At 60.5% G+C, this 16351-nt stretch carries 17 protein-coding genes and 1 tRNA gene; 11 read left to right on the top strand and 7 right to left on the bottom strand.

Going from position 1 to position 16351, the window contains the following annotated elements; translation table 11 throughout:
• The first annotated feature begins 15 nt into the window (after positions 1-15).
• The 9 genes from FTO74_RS04335 to rplI all read left to right on the top strand — a co-directional run bounded on the left by FTO74_RS04335 (position 16) and on the right by rplI (position 7206).
• Positions 16-1347, top strand: a complete 1332-nt coding sequence (locus FTO74_RS04335) for an ABC transporter permease (protein ID WP_162537037.1) — start codon at positions 16-18, stop codon at positions 1345-1347.
• 35 nt (positions 1348-1382) lie between these two features.
• Complete coding sequence (locus FTO74_RS04340; RefSeq protein WP_162537038.1) at positions 1383-2516, top strand: 4-(cytidine 5'-diphospho)-2-C-methyl-D-erythritol kinase; 1134 nt, start codon at positions 1383-1385, stop codon at positions 2514-2516.
• A 35-nt stretch (positions 2517-2551) separates the two neighbouring features.
• Positions 2552-2625 (top strand) — tRNA-Gln (locus tag FTO74_RS04345).
• Positions 2626-3128: 503 nt separating this feature from the next.
• Positions 3129-4052, top strand: coding sequence for a ribose-phosphate pyrophosphokinase (locus FTO74_RS04350; protein WP_174242250.1), 924 nt, complete (start codon positions 3129-3131; stop codon positions 4050-4052).
• Positions 4053-4142: 90 nt separating this feature from the next.
• Positions 4143-4814 (top strand): 50S ribosomal protein L25, encoded by a 672-nt coding sequence (locus FTO74_RS04355; protein WP_162537040.1) that lies wholly within the window; start codon positions 4143-4145, stop codon positions 4812-4814.
• Between the two features lie 77 nt (positions 4815-4891).
• Positions 4892-5521, top strand: coding sequence for an aminoacyl-tRNA hydrolase (gene pth / locus FTO74_RS04360; protein ID WP_162537041.1), 630 nt, complete (start codon positions 4892-4894; stop codon positions 5519-5521).
• Positions 5522-5641: 120 nt separating this feature from the next.
• Entirely contained in the window at positions 5642-6142 is a 501-nt protein-coding gene (gene rpsF, locus FTO74_RS04365; RefSeq protein WP_162537042.1) for a 30S ribosomal protein S6, read from the top strand.
• A gap of 159 nt (positions 6143-6301) precedes the next feature.
• Complete coding sequence (gene rpsR, locus FTO74_RS04370) at positions 6302-6694, top strand: 30S ribosomal protein S18 (protein ID WP_162537043.1); 393 nt, start codon at positions 6302-6304, stop codon at positions 6692-6694.
• 32 nt (positions 6695-6726) lie between these two features.
• Positions 6727-7206 (top strand): 50S ribosomal protein L9, encoded by a 480-nt coding sequence (gene rplI / locus FTO74_RS04375; protein WP_162537044.1) that lies wholly within the window; start codon positions 6727-6729, stop codon positions 7204-7206.
• A gap of 142 nt (positions 7207-7348) precedes the next feature.
• Here rplI and hemG read toward each other — a convergent pair whose 3' ends face one another.
• From hemG to FTO74_RS04390, 3 genes are all read right to left on the bottom strand, one after another.
• On the bottom strand, positions 7349-8731 hold the full coding sequence (gene hemG, locus FTO74_RS04380; RefSeq protein ID WP_162537045.1) for a protoporphyrinogen oxidase: 1383 nt from the start codon (positions 8729-8731) through the stop codon (positions 7349-7351).
• Entirely contained in the window at positions 8728-9189 is a 462-nt protein-coding gene (locus tag FTO74_RS04385) for a nuclear transport factor 2 family protein (protein WP_162537046.1), read from the bottom strand. Before FTO74_RS04385 ends, hemG begins: the two co-directional genes overlap by 4 nt.
• A 391-nt stretch (positions 9190-9580) precedes the next feature.
• Positions 9581-10453, bottom strand: coding sequence for a P63C domain-containing protein (locus FTO74_RS04390; protein ID WP_162537047.1), 873 nt, complete (start codon positions 10451-10453; stop codon positions 9581-9583).
• A 221-nt stretch (positions 10454-10674) separates the two neighbouring features.
• On the opposite strand from FTO74_RS04390, the gene FTO74_RS04395 reads away from it, so the two are divergent.
• Positions 10675-11760: an IS110 family transposase gene (locus tag FTO74_RS04395; protein ID WP_162537048.1), complete on the top strand. Its 1086-nt coding sequence runs from the start codon at positions 10675-10677 to the stop codon at positions 11758-11760.
• Positions 11761-12118: 358 nt separating this feature from the next.
• On the opposite strand, the gene FTO74_RS04400 is transcribed toward FTO74_RS04395, so the two are convergent.
• The 4 genes from FTO74_RS04400 to purS all read right to left on the bottom strand — a co-directional run bounded on the left by FTO74_RS04400 (position 12119) and on the right by purS (position 15689).
• Complete coding sequence (locus FTO74_RS04400; protein WP_255462495.1) at positions 12119-13120, bottom strand: ferrochelatase; 1002 nt, start codon at positions 13118-13120, stop codon at positions 12119-12121.
• Positions 13120-14232, bottom strand: a complete 1113-nt coding sequence (gene hemE / locus FTO74_RS04405) for a uroporphyrinogen decarboxylase (protein WP_255462610.1) — start codon at positions 14230-14232, stop codon at positions 13120-13122. The genes FTO74_RS04400 and hemE overlap by 1 nt, the downstream gene beginning before the upstream one ends.
• Positions 14233-14491: 259 nt before the next feature.
• Entirely contained in the window at positions 14492-15022 is a 531-nt protein-coding gene (locus tag FTO74_RS04410; RefSeq protein WP_220399077.1) for a hypothetical protein, read from the bottom strand.
• A 421-nt stretch (positions 15023-15443) separates the two neighbouring features.
• The gene (gene purS / locus FTO74_RS04415) at positions 15444-15689 is read right to left on the bottom strand and encodes a phosphoribosylformylglycinamidine synthase subunit PurS (protein WP_162537052.1); all 246 of its coding nucleotides are present in this window, start codon (positions 15687-15689) and stop codon (positions 15444-15446) included.
• 403 nt (positions 15690-16092) lie between these two features.
• Here purS and FTO74_RS04420 point away from each other — a divergent pair, with 403 nt between their 5' ends.
• Positions 16093-16275 carry a Flp family type IVb pilin gene (locus tag FTO74_RS04420; RefSeq protein WP_162537053.1) on the top strand — a complete coding sequence of 61 codons (183 nt, stop codon included), beginning with the start codon at positions 16093-16095 and terminating at the stop codon, positions 16273-16275.
• The last annotated feature ends 76 nt before the right edge of the window (positions 16276-16351 follow it).

The following is a 16351-nucleotide window of genomic DNA, read 5'->3' on the forward strand; positions in this document are numbered from 1 at the left end:
ACTTCAGAGGCAGCCATGGCCACAGCGACCCCGCTCAACTCGCCCCCCCGTCCGGCCCCCACGCCGTCCGGCAGAGCCACGCCCGCTTCGGCCCGCGCCAGCAGCTTCGACCGCACCCTCGCCAGCGCCCGAACCACCATGGTCTTCTCCGAGGTCCTACGCCTCGCCTACGAGAGCTTCCTGGCCTCTAAGGTCCGCTTCATGCTCACCATGCTGGGCATGGTCATCGGCTCGGCGTCGATTATTCTGGTGGTCACCCTCGGCCTCACAGGCACCCAATACGCCCTCCACCTCATCTCCGGCATCGGCCCCAACATGATCGAGATGCAGTACGGTGGCGGCAACATCTCCGGCCCCGACAACACCAGCGTCCCCGACAACATGACCCGCGAGGACATGGCCGCCGTCACGGAGCAGGTTCCCGGCATCATCGCCAGCTCGCCCATGCTCGAATTCCACGACCGCATCTCCATGGGCAGCGGCATCGTCAAAGACACCATGCTCCTCGGCGTTTCGCCCGAGTACAAGCAGGTCCGCAACCTCTCCATCCTCGCCGGTCGCTTCTTCGACGATCAGGACGCCCTTTCCCACACCAAGGTCGCCGTCATCGTCGCTCCCTTCGCCAATGCGCTCTTCGGCAGCGCCGCCGGAGCCATCGGCCATTCTATCTCCGTCTCCGGCATCCCCTTCGTCGTCATCGGCGTCTTCAAGGAGAGCGTCGAGACCTTCGGCATGTCCGAGGTCTCCGACCAGACCATCCTCATCCCCTACCCGGTCGCCCGATACTTCCAGGGCACCGACTCGGTCAAGCAGATCTTCTTCACCGTCGGCAACGCCAGCCAGGTCCAGCCCGCCGCCGCCCGCATCTCGCAGATCATCCGTTCTCGCCACCGTCCCACCAGCGTCTACAACGCCTTCACGCTTACTGAAGTACTCAGCGTCATGGCCAAGATCGCCAACAGGCTCACCATCGTGCTCACGCTGGCGGCGGCTATCACGCTGGTCGTCTCGGGTGTCGGCATCATGAACTCGATGCTGGCCAACGTCCAATCCCGCATCCGCGAGATCGGCATCCGCAAGGCGCTCGGGGCCACCAGTCGCGAGATCCGCCTCCAGTTCCTCACCGAGGCGGTCTTCCTCTCGCTCTGTGGCGGCATCGTGGGCACGCTCATCGGCCTCGCTATTCCGTTGAGCATTAGTCTGCTCACCCCGTTCAAAATCCCCGTTTCGGATTGGTCGGCGGTCATTGCGCTGGGAACCTCGGTCATCGTCGGCGTCCTCTTCGGCACGCTTCCGGCCAACCGCGCCGCCCGCCTCGACCCGGTAGAAACCCTAAAATACGAGTAACCTGCGTGGCACCCGTAAGATAAGAAGATAAGACCATGCAGACGCGCGTCCGTTCCTACTCAAAGATCAATCTGGGCCTTGCCATCGGCCCACCCCGGCCGGACGGCTTCCACGCCCTCTCCACGCTCTACCAGACCATCGCCCTGCACGATGTCGTCAGCGTCCAGGCCCGCCCCTCCGCGCGCTCGCGTATCTTGTTGCAATCAAACGACTCCCGCGTCCCCACCGACGGCCGCAACACAGCCATCCGCATGGTCGAGAAGGCGCTCGACCGCATGGGCATCACCGCCGAAGTAGCGCTGCACATCCAGAAAAACCTCCCCATCCAGGGAGGCATGGGAGCCGGTTCGGCCAACGCCGCCGCCGCCCTTATCGGCCTCGAAAAGGAGCTGGAAAGGGAAGCACCCGGCAAGCTCCTCCCCCCCGCCGACCGCCTGGCCATCGCCGCCGAGGTGGGCTCCGATGTTCCCCTCTTCCTGATCGGCGGCGCGGTTCTCGGCAGCAACCGCGGCGAGGCGGTTACCCCCGTCACCGACATCACCTACGCCGGTTCCACCGAGATCCACGCCGTCATGGCGATCCCCAAAGTCGGTGTCTCCACCCCGCAGGCCTTCCGCGACTGGGACCAGAGCTTTGCCGTTCCGTCCTCCTTGCATAATCCGCAGACATCCTCTACACTAGAGAAGTTGAGCCGCACCTACGCGTCTATTCTTCAGCAGGATCTAGATTTTGCTGCGGTCAAGGACGCTGAGTCCGGCGCCTCCGGTATCTTTCGCACTTTCGGCCATCCTTTAGAGGTTGGCAGCCCAGGGAAACAGCAGGGCATCTCTCGTGAGCAACTTCACACACAGGGCGAAGCGCAGATTGATCTGGCCGAGAACTCCCTTCTCGCGCTTGTCCGCACCGGGATTGAAAACGACTTCGAAACGGTCGTCTTTCTGCAGCATCCCCCCTTGCGTGAGATCAAGCGACAACTGATGGGATCAGACTCGGGACAGCCTGCGATACTCGCAGGACTCTCAGGCTCAGGTTCGGCGCTCTTCGGGCTTTACCGCTCGCAGGGTGATGCCGAAGCCGCTCAACAGCGCGTCCAGCACGACGGCGTACCGGCAATCGTCACGAAGACCTTGCCCCGCCCTCTCTACTGGCGCAACATGTTCGCAGAGTGATTTTGCTGGCACGCAACAACTTGCCGGTAAAAGACTGGGCGATCGACTAACGGTAGGTCAGGTGCCTTTGGAGCATCTAGTCCAGGTTCGAATCCTGGTCGCCCAACCAAAACTGGGCGGGGTCCGCTGGGGACCAAGCCCATACCAGTCGCTCTCGTCCAGCCGTTCAACCTGAGGCCTCTCCATAGAGGCCGGGAACATGGGAGAACGAAGTTAGGGTTTTCTTCAACGTGGCGCAATAGCCACCGAGGTAAAATGAATTTGCATCAGCGCGAGAACACCGCGCGAAGTACAAGTAGCAGGAAGAACCAGTAAGTCCGTATTTCGTAGTAATTGTTCGAGATTGACACGAAGTACCGAGGTCGCAACAAGGCTTCGGAAAAGACAGGCAGCAGGAACAATTCAAGGTCAACCAACCTGGAGGGTTTCAACGTGAATGAACAAGACACGACTGTGGTTCTTCCCCCTGATTCGACAGGGCGGGCGGTAGATACGAAAACAGCGGATACCGTCACCGCCTTTGATCCACTTGCAGTTGATATACAAGCCACCGCCAAGCCCGGCACGGAGAAAAAACGTCCCGGCCGGCTCAGCGAGGCAAAGCGTTTCAAGATCTTCTCGGGCGGTGCAAACAAGGCACTCGCCGAGGAGGTCTGCAAGTTTGTCGGAGTGCCCCTGGGCGAGACCCGGATGCAGCGTTTCTCTGACGGCGAGATTTACTTCCAATTGCTCGAAAACGTACGTGGAGCCGATGTCTTCGTCATCCAGCCCACCTGTTTTCCCGTAGACGAGCACCTGGTCGAGCTTCTCATCATGATGGACGCGCTCAAACGGGCCTCGGCCGCGCGCATCACCGTCGTGATTCCGTACTACGGCTACGCGCGCCAGGATAGAAAAGACCGTCCGCGCGTCGCCATCAGCAGCAAGCTGGTAGCGGACCTGCTCACGACCGCCGGCGCCAACCGCGCCCTGCTCGTCGATCTGCACGCCGCACAGATTCAGGGCTTCTTCAACATCCCGGTCGACCACCTCTTTGCCAGCCCGGTGCTGGTCGGGTACTTCCGGGAGCTGAACCTGCCCAACCTCACCGTCGTCTCCCCCGATGCGGGCGGCGTGGAGCGCGCGAGATTCTTCGCCAAGAAGCTGGACGTTCCGTTGGCCATCGTCGACAAGCGGCGGACCGACATCAACGTCACTGAAGTCATGCACGTCATCGGCGATGTCAAAGGCCGCACCTGCCTCATCATCGACGACATCATCGACACGGCGGGCACCCTGGTCAAGACCGCCGAAGCCCTGCTCGAGCAGGGGGCGACCAAAGTTTACGCGTGCGCCTCGCACCCGGTGCTCTCAGGCCCGGCAGTCGAGCGCATCGCGGCCTCACGGATCGAAGAGGTCATCGTGAGCAATACCATCCCGCTGCGCGAGAACGCGCAGAAGGTGAGCAAGATCAAGGTGCTTTCGATAGCCGGTCTTCTGGGCCGCGCCATCGAGAGCATCCACATGGAGACCAGCGTTTCGACGCTGTTCACCTAACGCAGCACAACCCGCAGCGGCCGGAACGCCGCAAACGGAGCGAAGCAGAGCTTTACATCTGCTCTTCGTGCCCGAAAGGAATGTAAGCTCATGGCAGTCAAGTTCGATGCAGTCGTAGCCACGCCCCGCGAGGGCAAGTTCAACAAGAATCACGCGCGCCGCGTCCGCGTCTCCGGCCTCATTCCGGCAGTTGTTTACGGCGCCGGTCAGCCCTCGGTTGCAGTCACGGTCGACCCCCGCGTCGTCACCAAGATCCTCCACTCCGAGTCCGGCCACAACACCATCTTCGACCTCGACGTCACCGGCGAATCCGCCACCAAGGCCATGATCGTGGACTGGCAGAACGAGCCCATCAAGGGCAAGCTGCTGCACGTCGACCTCAAGCGCATCGCGATGGACAAGCCCATGCGCGTCTCCGTTCCCATCCAGCTCTCGGGCATCCCGGTCGGCGTCAAGACCGCTGGCGGCATCCTCGACCAGGTCCTGCGTGAGGTCGAGATCGAGTGCCTCCCCGCTGACATTCCGGATCACCTCGACATCGACGTCACCGGCCTCGAACTGCACGGTGCGATCCACGTCTCCGACCTGCCGCACGGCGGCAAGATCAAGTTCCTCGAGGACGAGACCTCGCTGGTCGCGCACGTCACCATCATCAAGGAAGAGGCAGCCGCCGAGGTTGCAGCCACCACCGAGCCCGAGGTTGCCAAGAAGGGCAAGGGCGACGCTGCCGCTGCTCCTGCCGCCGACGCTAAGAAGAAGTAGTCTTTCGCCAGCCTGAGAGCCAACGCTCTCAGGCTGGCATGTTGTTCTGGTAGCTGTTTCAAGAAAGGAAATGCGTCGTGAAGCTGGTCGTCGGTCTCGGCAACCCCGGTATCGAATACCAGTTCACCCCGCATAACGCCGGGTTTCTGGCGATTGACCGCCTCGCAGAGCGTAGCGGGGTCACCGTCGCCAACCGCCGCGGCAAGGCGCTTACCGCCAGGGCCATCGTGGCCGGTCAAGAGGTTCTCCTGGCCAAGCCCGAGACCTTCATGAATCTCAGCGGGCTTTCGGTAGCCGCTCTGCTTCGTGAGCTTGAGATTCCGGTCCCATCGGCCTCTGAAAAGTCCGGTCTGATCGTGATCTACGACGAGTTGGCGATTCCGCTCGGGCAGCTTCGCATCCGCGAGCGCGGCTCGGCGGGTGGGCACAACGGGGTCAAGTCGATCTCGAGCGTGCTCGGCAGTGAGGAGTGGATTCGCATCCGGATCGGGGTCGGCAAACCGCCCACCACCACCGGCCGCGAGATCAAGGCAGGCGGCACCAACTACCTGCTCTCTCCGATGCGCAAGATGGAGCTGGGCGTGCTGGATGAAGTGCTCGATGACGCCGCCCGCGCCGTCGAGATGGTCCTGACCGACGGTGTCGGCAAGGCCATGAACGAGTTCAACCGGAAGGTCAACGGCGAGTCCGCTGACTCGAAGGAGTAATAAGAAGTTTCACAGCATGAGTAGCAGGTTGTGGAGTAATCGCAGCAACAGTTTCCAAACCGTTGTCGACACAGAGTCGGCACGGTGCGAAGCAGAACTTCGCAGAAAGAAGTAGACCGAATGAATCGTACCTACGAAATCATGTTCATCGTCCGCCCGGACGTCGAAGAAGCCGACCTCGACAAGCTGATTGAAGGCTTCCAGAAGAACGTCACCGATGGTGGCGGCGAAGTCCGCAGCACCGAGAAGATGGGCCGTCGCCGGCTCGCCTATACCGTGCGCAAGTTCAACGACGGCTTCTACGTCCTGCTCACCATCGTAGCCGAGGGCCAGCTCATCACCGAGATCGAGCGTCGTCTCCGTGTCTCCGAGCAGGTCATCAAGTTCATCACCGTGCGCATCGACGAGGAAGAGAAGCGCCTCGCCAAGATCAAGCACCACCGCGAGACGCATGTGAAGCGTTCGGCTCTGCCGGTCGCCCAGCCTGTTGCGGCTCCTGTCGCCGCTCCCGTGGCCGAGGCCCCCGTTGCAGCCGCTCCCGAGACCACCGAGGCGCCCGCAGTCGAGGCTCCTGTCGCCGTGGCCGAGACTCCTGCCGCGACCGAGACGGTTTCCGCCTAACTTCTTCGCCCGGCTCATTAGCGGGCGAGCTTGCAACACCACGCCGAACCCTCGCTTCCTGACGATCTGATGATCCTCAGTTCAGAGATTCCACCGCGAGTCTGGAGCGCAGGGGACGCACAACGTAGCATCCCTTTTCAGGGAAATAGAGGAATCAAAATGGCTGACGAAACCAGCACCCCGACCGAGACGCAGGCACCAGCGGCTGCGGCTCCTGCCACCACCACCGGCCACTCCGGCCCCAGCACCGGCTTCGTTCCGCGCGGACCCCGTCCTGCGGGCGGACCTGGCGGCCCCCGTCCCGCGGGTGGTCCCGGCGGCCCCGGCGGGCGCAAGTTCTTCCGCCGCAAGAAGGTCTGCAAGTTCTGCACCGAGAAGATCGACCAGATCAGCTACCGCGATGTCCGCCTGCTGCAGGGCTTCGTCGCCGAGCGCGGCAAGATCGTTCCGCGCCGCCTGACGGGTGTCTGCACGACCCATCAGCGTCGCCTCTCGCTCGCCATCAAGCAGTCGCGCAACATCGCGCTGCTCGCCTTCGCCGCCCGCTTCTAACTTAAGGCCACACCAGCATTCGGAGAAACACCATGGAAGTCATTCTGAAAGAAGATGTAGTCAAGCTCGGACACCGCGGCGATGTCGTGAAGGTGGCCGACGGCTACGGACGCAACTATCTTCTGCCCGGCAAGCTCGCGATTGAAGCGACTGCCGCCAACAAGGCAGTCATCGAGCAGATGAAGGGCTCGGCTATCCGCAAGTCCGCCAAGGAGAAGATCCAGGCGGAGGAGCTTTCGAGCACCATGCAGGAGATCGAGCTGCTCTTCGAGCGCAAGGTCGGCGAGAACGATCACCTCTTCGGCTCGGTCACCTCGGGCGATATCGCCCAGCAGCTTGAGCTGAAAGGCTTTACCGTCGATCGCCGCAAGATCGCGATCGAGGAGCCTCTCAAGACGCTTGGCGAGTTCCACGTTCCCATCAAGCTGCATCGCGAGGTCACGACGCATGTTAAGGTCACGATCAAGAGCGATGCTCCTGAAGAGGTTGTGGCTCCCGCACCGGCAGTCTAACCAGCTTCTTCCCAAACGGCCCCAACGATGCTTTTGCGTCGTTGGGGCCGTTTTTTGTGGTCGGTAGAACGTGGAGTTGTGACGGTAAAACGTGGAGTTGGTGCGGTGTGGATCTACGGTGATTGCACTATTTTTAGTGCAATCACTTCGGTTGGGCTATCTCCCGGGCTAAGGTGCGGGCTTCGCGGATCAGGTCCGGCAGTCCGACCCCCCGGTAGGCGTTGCCGAGGAGGTGAAGGCCGGGGTGCTGGGCGACCTGACGGTCCAGCTCGGCGAGCCGATCCAGATGGCCGACGGCGTACTGGGGGAGGCTGTGGGGCCAGCGGCGGACGATGGTGAAAGATGGTTCGGGCAGGGGGCCGAGGATCTTTTGCAGCTCCTCGAAGGCCTGGGCGGCGATCTCGTCGTCGGGCATGATGGCGATGGCGGGGGCGCGCTCGCCGCCGAAGAAGGCTCGCAGCAGGTGGGTGCCCTGAGGCACGCGGTTGGGGAACTTCTGGTCGATGAAGGTTCCGGCCAGTAGGTTGTTGGTCTCGCCGTCGGGGACGAGGAAGCCGAAGCCGGGGGGGAGGTCGAACGGCTGGGTGAAGGCCAGGGCGATGATGACGGCAGAGGTGGCCTCGAAGGGGAGCAGGGCGGTGTCGACTATGCCGCCGAGGAGCTGGCGGCTGATGTGGCCGGGTGTGGCTACGATGACGCGGTCGAAGTCCTGGTAGGAGGGGGGCTTTCCGGCCAGTTCGACTGTCCAGGCCTGACCGGCGGTGACCAGGTCGCTGACGGTGGTGTTGAGGCGAATCCACTCGGGTGGGATGGCGGCGACCATGCGCTCGATCAGGGAGCCGCTGCCCGAGGCCAGGGAGGTGAAGATCGGCTGGGGGGAGGCGGTCTTTGGCTTGGATTGCAGGGCGAGGATGAGGGAGCCGTGCTCGCGCTCCATCTGGACGAAGGCGGGCATGACCGCGCGGACGCTGAGGCGGGTAACGTCTCCGCCAAAGACGCCCGAGAGCAGGGGAGCGGCTACGGTGTGGAGGACCTCTTCGCCGAAGTGGCGTAGGACGAAGCTGGCTACGGACTCGTCGCGGTCGGGGGTGGCGGCGCGGAGCTCTTCGGCTCGGCCGGGTTCGGAGGCGTAGGCGGCGATGGCGGCAGGGCTGAAGAGTTCCGAACGGGTGAGGGCTTCGAGGTCGGTCGGGACCATCATGCGCATTCCATCGGGGATGGGGATGAGGCGACCGTTGCGCAGGATGTAGGTGATGCGGGTGGCGTCGAGGGAGGAGATCAGCTCGTTGCCGAGGCCCAATTCCTCAGCTAATTCGCGTGCCCAGGGCTTTTCGGTGATCCAGCCGTCGGGGCCGCACTCGACGACGAAGCCTTCGCGGCGGACGGTCTCGACGATGCCGCCGAGGCGGGGGGAGGCTTCGAAGAGGGTTACATCTTGAGTCGGGTCGATTTGGGCTAGCTGCCAGGCGGCGGTGACTCCAGCGATGCCACCGCCGATGATGGCTGTGCGAGGCTTAGACGTCATAGGCCCAGTTCGCTCAGGCTGGGGTGGTCGTCGGGACGGGTGCTCTGGGGCCAGTGGAAGAGGCGGTCGGCGGGCTGGACGGGCAGGTCGTTGATGCAGGCGTAGCGGTGGTGCATCAAGCCTTCGTCGTTGAACTCCCAGTTCTCGTTGCCGTAGGAGCGGAACCATTGGCCGGAGTCGTCGTGCCACTCGTAGGCGAAGCGGACGCCGATGCGGTCGCCGGTGAAGGCCCAGAGTTCTTTGATGAGGCGGTACTCCAGCTCGCGGGTCCACTTGCGGGTGAGGAACTGGACGATCTGCTCGCGGCCGGTGACGAACTCGGAGCGGTTGCGCCAGACGCTGTCGACGGTGTAGGCGAGGGAGACGCGGTTGGGGTCGCGGGAGTTCCATCCGTCTTCGGCCTTGCGGACCTTCTGGATGGCGGTTTCGAGGGTGAAGGGCGGGACGGGGGGAGTCATGTTTAGATCGTAACGCGCTTGTGGGGATTTTTTACGTGACGGGGCGAGTACCGCACGAAGTGCCGCCCGCCCGGAGTTAGGGCGTTTTTGTTTTTGCGATGAGATGGGGATTTTGGGTGAGTTGAGGAAGTCGTTCCTCAGCGGCTAAAGCCGCGTTTCTTGGTATGCCGGGATGGCACGGCTGAAGCCGTGTCCTTAATAGTCTAGGTTGCAAGGAAGAAAGCTTAACCCCGGGGCTAAAGCCCGCGTTGGAGGTGGTTTTTGATGTCCGGGCTAAAGTCCAGACCTACCTCAGAAGCAACGGCAAAAGCGAAGTCTGAGAAGTTCTCTGAGGATGAAGCAGATAGAGAGAGAACGGCGTTTCTCAGGACAAACGCTATTAGGAGGATATCTAGTCTTCGAGTTCAAGCCACCCTTGATCCCCGCATTGAGGAAATGCTTTGACGAGCTTTGCAATGAAGGCAGACCACGTTTCGCTGACTTTCATAAGAGTGATCACCGCGAAGATATGGTGCGAAAGCGCAGGTTGGCCAATATCGTCACTAAGCCATTGGTGATGTTTGACGAGCCTCTCGCCATTTTCGAGCATCGGATTTCTGGATTCCAACTCTCCCAGTATGCCTGGCGCTAACCGCATGTAGACTATGAAGTTTGTAAAGTTCCCTACGCATTGCGGAGGGTTGATGGATCGCCCCTTCCACTCCCACTTTCGCAGCCGGTAGATTTCTTGATAGAAGTCGTCCGGGAAGCGCTTATTCCATGAGTCGTAGTCAGTTTTTAAGAACTTATCGAAGATTTCCTGCAGCGAACCCTTTGTTCGCTTAGCTTGATAACCTGTCGCCTCATCAATCATCGCTATAAGGCCGACGTTGGCAAGGGAGATGATGATACTTTCTGCGGCGCGCGCGGTGCGCATTAGCGCGGCAGTCTGAAGAACTCCAATCTCTCTTGCTTTCAGGAGGAATTTGCAGAGCGTGACCAGACCTTCGGCTTCAAATCCTTCGATGAGTTTCCCTGCATTGGATCGGAAGCAGATCGGGTTTTCAAATACGCTCATTGCTGTCGTAAGTGCGCTGTTTCTCATAAGTTGATGCTGAGAGATCTTACGAAGAGTGTCTTTATTGCCACCGGTAGTCGGTAATGCGAGGACCTCTTTGAAAGTTTCTTTTGCCAGTAAGCGTCGACCGTCGCGAAGGTTGAACGCCAATAAATTCCACTTGCCTATTGTTACTCGGCCTTGGTGCGTCGCAAAAGCTAATTCCATCACAACCTCCGTGCTTGACACAATGGTAAGCTCTGCAAATCAATATGTCAGCTGAGGAAAAAGCGGAATAAAGTAACCAGGAGTAACCTTTCAGTAATCCTTGGTAACGCCTTGCGTCACTTGCCTAAGCCATAGCTTCCATGGCGGCGTTGCATTGAGTGCTGGATTAGTACCTACAAATGGGATGAGCAGGTCCTCCGAAGGAGGAGCAGACTGTTCCCATGAAGAAGCCAGCGCAACACCTCATCGCTGAAGTTCCACGCAGGCAAGCCAAGGTCGAGATGACGATCGGCATCGACCTTGGCGATGTCTGGAGCCATTACTGCACTCTCAACCAGGACGGAGAAGTGGTCGACCGTGGCCGCTTCAGAACTACCCCGAAGGCGATTGAGAAGTGGTTCACCGACGTGCCATCAGCGCGGGTCGCGATGGAGGCCGGAACACACTCGATCTGGATCAGCGCACAGTTGCAGGAACTAGGCCACGAAGTGATCGTGGCGAACGTTCGCGAGTTACGTGCGATCTCGCACAGTGATCGGAAGAGCGATCAGGTGGATGCTGAGAAGCTGGCAAGATATGCGCGGCTTGATCCGAATATCTTGAGGCCGATCGCCCATCGTACGGTCGAGCAACAGCAGGCTCTGACTCTGATTCGTGCGCGAGCGCTGCTGGTGCGACTGCGTACCGCTGCGGTGAACGCCGTTCGTGGTCTGACGAAGTCGTGCGGCTACCGTATGCCTGCCTCTGCCACAACGTGCTTCGCCCAGCGCAGCGTTGCTGTTATGCCACCTGGACTGGCACACGCGCTCGGTCCGGTGCTTCAGCAGATCGCGGAGATGACAGTAAAGATCAAGCTGTACGACCGACAGATCCAACAGCTCGGCCAGACCGAGTATCCAGAGACGCAGGCGCTGCTGAAGGTTCACGGCGTCGGCCACCTCACCGCCTTGACCTTCGTGCTGACGCTCGGCAGCAAGGAACGGTTCGGACGAAGTCGTGATGTCGGTTGCTATCTTGGCCTACGGCCTCGTCGAAGTCAGTCCGGAGACCATGATCCTCAGCTTGGCATCACCCATGCCGGCAATGCATACCTCCGAAGTCTGCTGATCGAGTGCTCCAACCATATCCTCCGACCGCACGGACGAGACTCGGCGCTGCGCCAGTGGGGTCTGCACTTGGCCGCACGAGGTGGTAAGCAGGCCAAGAGTAAGGCCGTCGTCGCAGTAGCACGCAAGCTTGCGGTGTTGCTCCATCATCTCTGGAGCACCCAAGCTACATATATGCCGTTCTACGAACAAGCTGCTTGAGAGATCAACATGTTCACCCGTTGCGACGACACCGTGTTCCGATGACTGCGAGCCGACTTCGGCCTTCGAGGCCGACCGATAAATGGCAGCATCGACTCTCCTCTCGAACCCCAACCGGCACCGAGCTTGCATGAAGACAGCTCATCCAGAGTGCGAATAGAAACACGGTGGAGAGCAACGAAGCCAAGAGCAACAACAAAAGCAAAAGCCCTATGAAGGAAAAAACAAAGAACAATCACTTGACACTAGTGACCTGCTCATAGAAAGTCGGCTTGTCGGGACTAATTCCGCTGATGGAAGGCGAGTTTGCGTGGGCTAAGTCAAGGATTGGACCTTAACTCTGTGAGGCATGTCCTGCTTATTCGGCGGTGGCCAGTTTTATGAGGGCTTCGATGAGGATGGGGGAGGCGTTCAGGCTCTCGGCGCGCCAGAGGTCTAGGCCAAGCTCTTTGGCTGTGGCTTTGAAGGCTATGTCGATGTCGTAGAGGATCTCTACGTGGTCGCAGAGGAAGCCGATCGGTTGCATGACTACTCCCTTGTAGCCCTCGGCGGCTAGGGCCTTCAGGGTCTCTTCTACTGTGGGGCCGATCCAGGGGGCTCCGGCGATGCCCTGGCTCTGGAAGGCGAAGTACCAGTCGGGGTCGGTGAGGCCGGCGGCTTCGGCTACGCGGATCGCCGTCTGTTTGCACTCGACAGGGTAGGGGTCCGGGGTGGCGGTGGCGTCGTAGGTCTGGATGCCGTCGGCGGGGATGGGGGTGGTGGGGCGGGTGGGCTGGTCTGAAGTGCTACTAGGCGTGCCCGGGAGGAGGGTGCGGCAGGGGACCGAGTGGGCCGTGAAGAGGACTGGGACGCGGGTGCCGGTGGCGGCGCAGGCTTCCTTCCAGACAGGCAGAAGGCGGTCGGCGAAGGCGCGGGCTAGGAGAGGCTCTTCGGCCCAGCCGGAGATGAACTCCATCTCTATGCCCTCGGCGGCAGAGGTGGCCGCGCGGCGGTAGAGGCCGGTGCTGGTGCGGGAGTTCTGAGGGGCCAGACAGATGGCGCGGAAGCTGTGGATGCCGTCAGAGCGCATCCGGGCGACCACGTCGGCGATGTAAGGCTGCCAGTTGCGCATGCCTACGTAGACAGGGATCGTCAGGGACTCGCGTAGGAGGCGGGTTTGCTCGAGCGTCCAGTGGGTGAGCGGGGGGCCTTCGGGGAGAGGCTCGTCGCGCAGGCCGATCTCGGCGTAGCGGTGTTGGAGTTCCTCTACGACGGACTGGGGGAGCTGGCGGCCGCCGGTTACTTTGCTGAGATATTCGGCCATCTGGCCTAGTGTGTCGGGGGTGCCGTGGGCCAGGAGGAGGATCGCTTCGGGCTTCATTACTTGCTTAGCTCCCGTACCCATTTTACGACCTGGATGACGTTTTCCACGGGAGTGCCGGGGACGATGCCGTGGCCGAGGTTGAAGATGTGGCCGGGGCGTCCGGCGGCCTGGGTGAGGATCTCGGCTACGCGGGTGCGGAGGACTTCGGGCGGGGCGAAGAGGGTGATGGGGTCGAGGTTGCCCTGGACAGCGTGGCCGCTGCCGATGGACTGCCAGCCCTGGTCGAGGGGCGTGCGCCAGTCCAGGCCGAGGACGTCGGCTCCGGTTTGGCGCATGGTTGGGAGGAGGGAGGCCGTGTCGACGCCGAAGTAGATGACCGGGACGCCAAGGGAGCGGATGCGCTGGACCAGCTCGGTGGTGGCGGGGAGGCAGTACTCGCGGTAGTCGGTGACCGAGAGAGCGCCTGCCCAACTGTCGAAGACCTGGATGACGTCGGCTCCGGCTTCGACTTGCTGCTGGGCGTAGGCGGTTAGGACGGTTACGAGTTTCTCCATGAGGAGGGGCCAGGCGGTGGATTCGGGCGAACCGGCGAGGCTGCTCGCGTACATCAGCTTCTTGGTCTCGATGTAGTTGCGGGAGCTGGAGCCTTCGATCATGTAGCTGGCCAGGGTGAAGGGCGCGCCGCAGAAGCCGATGATGCCGAGCTGGTCGCCGTCGGGGCGGGGGGAGGAGAAGTGAGCGGCTACGCGCTCGATGGAGTGGGAGACGTAGGCTAGCTCGTCGACGCGGTCGGTGCGGAGGGCGCGGACCTGCTCGGCGGTGCGGATGGGGGCGTGGACGACGGGGCCTTCACCGGCTAGGAACTCGAAGTCGAGGCCCATGGGGGTGAAGGGGAGGAGCAGGTCGGCGAAGATGATGGCCGCGTCCACGCCGAGGCGCTCGGCGGCGGTGATGGTGACTTCGGCGGCGATCTCGGGGGTGCGGCAGATGTCGAGGAGGCTGTGGTGCTTGCGGACCGCCATGTACTCGGGCATGTAGCGGCCAGCCTGGCGGAGGAACCAGACGGGGGTGGTGTCGACCGGGAGGCGGAGGCAGGCGCGGACGAAACGGCTGCCGGTGCGGTGCGGGGTGGGCTCAGGGGATGTAGGCGGCAAAGTGATCGAATCCATCATCTTTGAGCCTAGCACTTCGGCACTTCGTGTTGCTCGCGGAGGGATATGGGGAGGTGATCTTCTGAGGGCCTTCCGCTGGTCGGCAGCAGGGATTTTTGTCCCGTGCAGTGGAAGGAGCAATATGAGAGGTCTAAAAGGTCGTGTGAACGTTAGCTCTCCGCGTAGGAAGCCCGTCCGGCGGACGTCTTCCCTCTTCCGAAAGGAAGGAGCGGATGAAAGCCCTGTGCGGAGGGTATTTCACCCGCGGTTTGGGGATTTAGCGGTGGATGTGGAACGACAACGGCAGGGTATAGACCACGCCGACTGTGAAGGCCGATGGGGTCAGGCGTGAACTAGCGTCGCCCAGTTTCCAGGACTCCTCCTGGTAATCGACTTTGGCTGCAAAAGGGCCGAAGACGGGGACGTCGACGCCGCCGCCAAAGTTATAGGTGACGGAGTTGTCGTGGGTGTAGCCGGGATGACGCAGCCCGGGAAACGAGATGGTTCCGTAGCCGATCAGAAAGTCGGCGTAGGGGGTGATGCGGTGGAAGTGGAGGGGCCTGCCGACACGGATGCCTCCGGCGAAGTCCTTCGTGCCGATGTAGTCGCTGGGCATGTCGATCAGGCGTGCCTCAATCGCGGTCTGCAGCCCGAATCGCGGCCGACCAAAGAGAGCGACGTCGCCGCCGACGGAGAACGCTGTTCCCGTGGTTCCGTAGTCGGTATCGCCGTGACCGCCTGTGAAGAAGACATCCACGCCCGAGTTTCTGGTCGCGGTTGGCAAGGCCTGGGCCTGGGCTCGAGACACAATGCCGGATAGGAGTAGAAGGGCAAGGATGCATTCCCAAAAGGCGCCCTTGTGATGGTGCGGTATGTTGCCTGAGGAAGCTGCGTTTAAAGTGCGTGCTTCCATCCTCGACGTAGTTTGGAACATCACATTCTCCCGTATTCGTCGCAGAACAATGTGCAAAAGAGCGAACTCTCAAAGTAAAACAACCACTACACGCATAGGATGCCGTCTATCGCCCTGGCGTCAGATAGTTGGGAAAAAAGAACTTGCATCTTTTGCGGCATCACAAATGTAAACGAAAAAGGGGTTCGGAAGGATTACTTTTGGAGCTGATTTTGACACGATTCAGCGGACGTTCAAAAAAAACGTCAGGAGCAGGCATGGTTTTCCGCTCACCGGAGCCTCGTCCGGCTGTCAGAACGCGCAATGTCGCAGGGGATTAGGACTCGAGGCGGAAGCTGAATTCTTCGATCACCGGGTTCACCAGAACCTCGGTAGCGATGCGCTCCACTTCGGCCCGTACGGTCGGCATGTCCTGCCCATCCTCCAGGGTCAACAGAAAATACTTGCCCTGACGGACGTCGGTGACGCCGTGGTAGTTCATGCGACGCAGCGCATCCGTTACGGTTTGCCCCTGTGCATCGAGGACGGTACGTTTGAGCGTGACATATACGTGAGCCTTCATCTTGGAAGATTATAGGCCGTCCGGGGGCCAATCCCAAAACGATGGCTGGGTGGGAGCGTGGGAGTAGGGGGCAGAGGGATTGCCCCTCTGTAGATACATGTTGAAACATCTATATTCGATGAAATATCCAAAATGGTACACCGGCTCTTGTCTTCGATATAAAGTCGCCGATCTAGTACGTAGCGGCCAAAACGGCACAAGACTTGGATTTAGATCGCCTGATAGATCGAATAACCGCTTGTATTAAAAATTCCTAAGTATTGATGCAAGGTATTCGGTACTAAAGTGCTTTATTTACGTATCTCGCGTAAATTTCCAATTTCAGTAATACGTAGCCGTTTTTGGTCGATATAAGTGACATGGAAGGCATGTCATAAGTTTAAAAACCTGGGAGCCCATCAATATGAATCGCATCTTGCATCACGTTACCAACCTTCTCAAAGATGAGTCTGGGCAGGATCTGATTGAATATGCCCTCATCGCTTCTTTAATATCGCTTGCCGCAATCACGCTTATGGGAACTGTTGCTACCAATATCAAGACCGTATTTACCAATATCTCAAATGGCTTGGTTCCTCCTTCGTAGTACTACAAAGCTTCTGCTGAAAAAAACATCTTTCAGTGAAAAATCGCAGCTGACATCAAATATCTCCAAAGGGTAT

Source organism: Granulicella sp. WH15, assembly GCF_009914315.1.
GTDB lineage: Bacteria > Acidobacteriota > Terriglobia > Terriglobales > Acidobacteriaceae > Edaphobacter.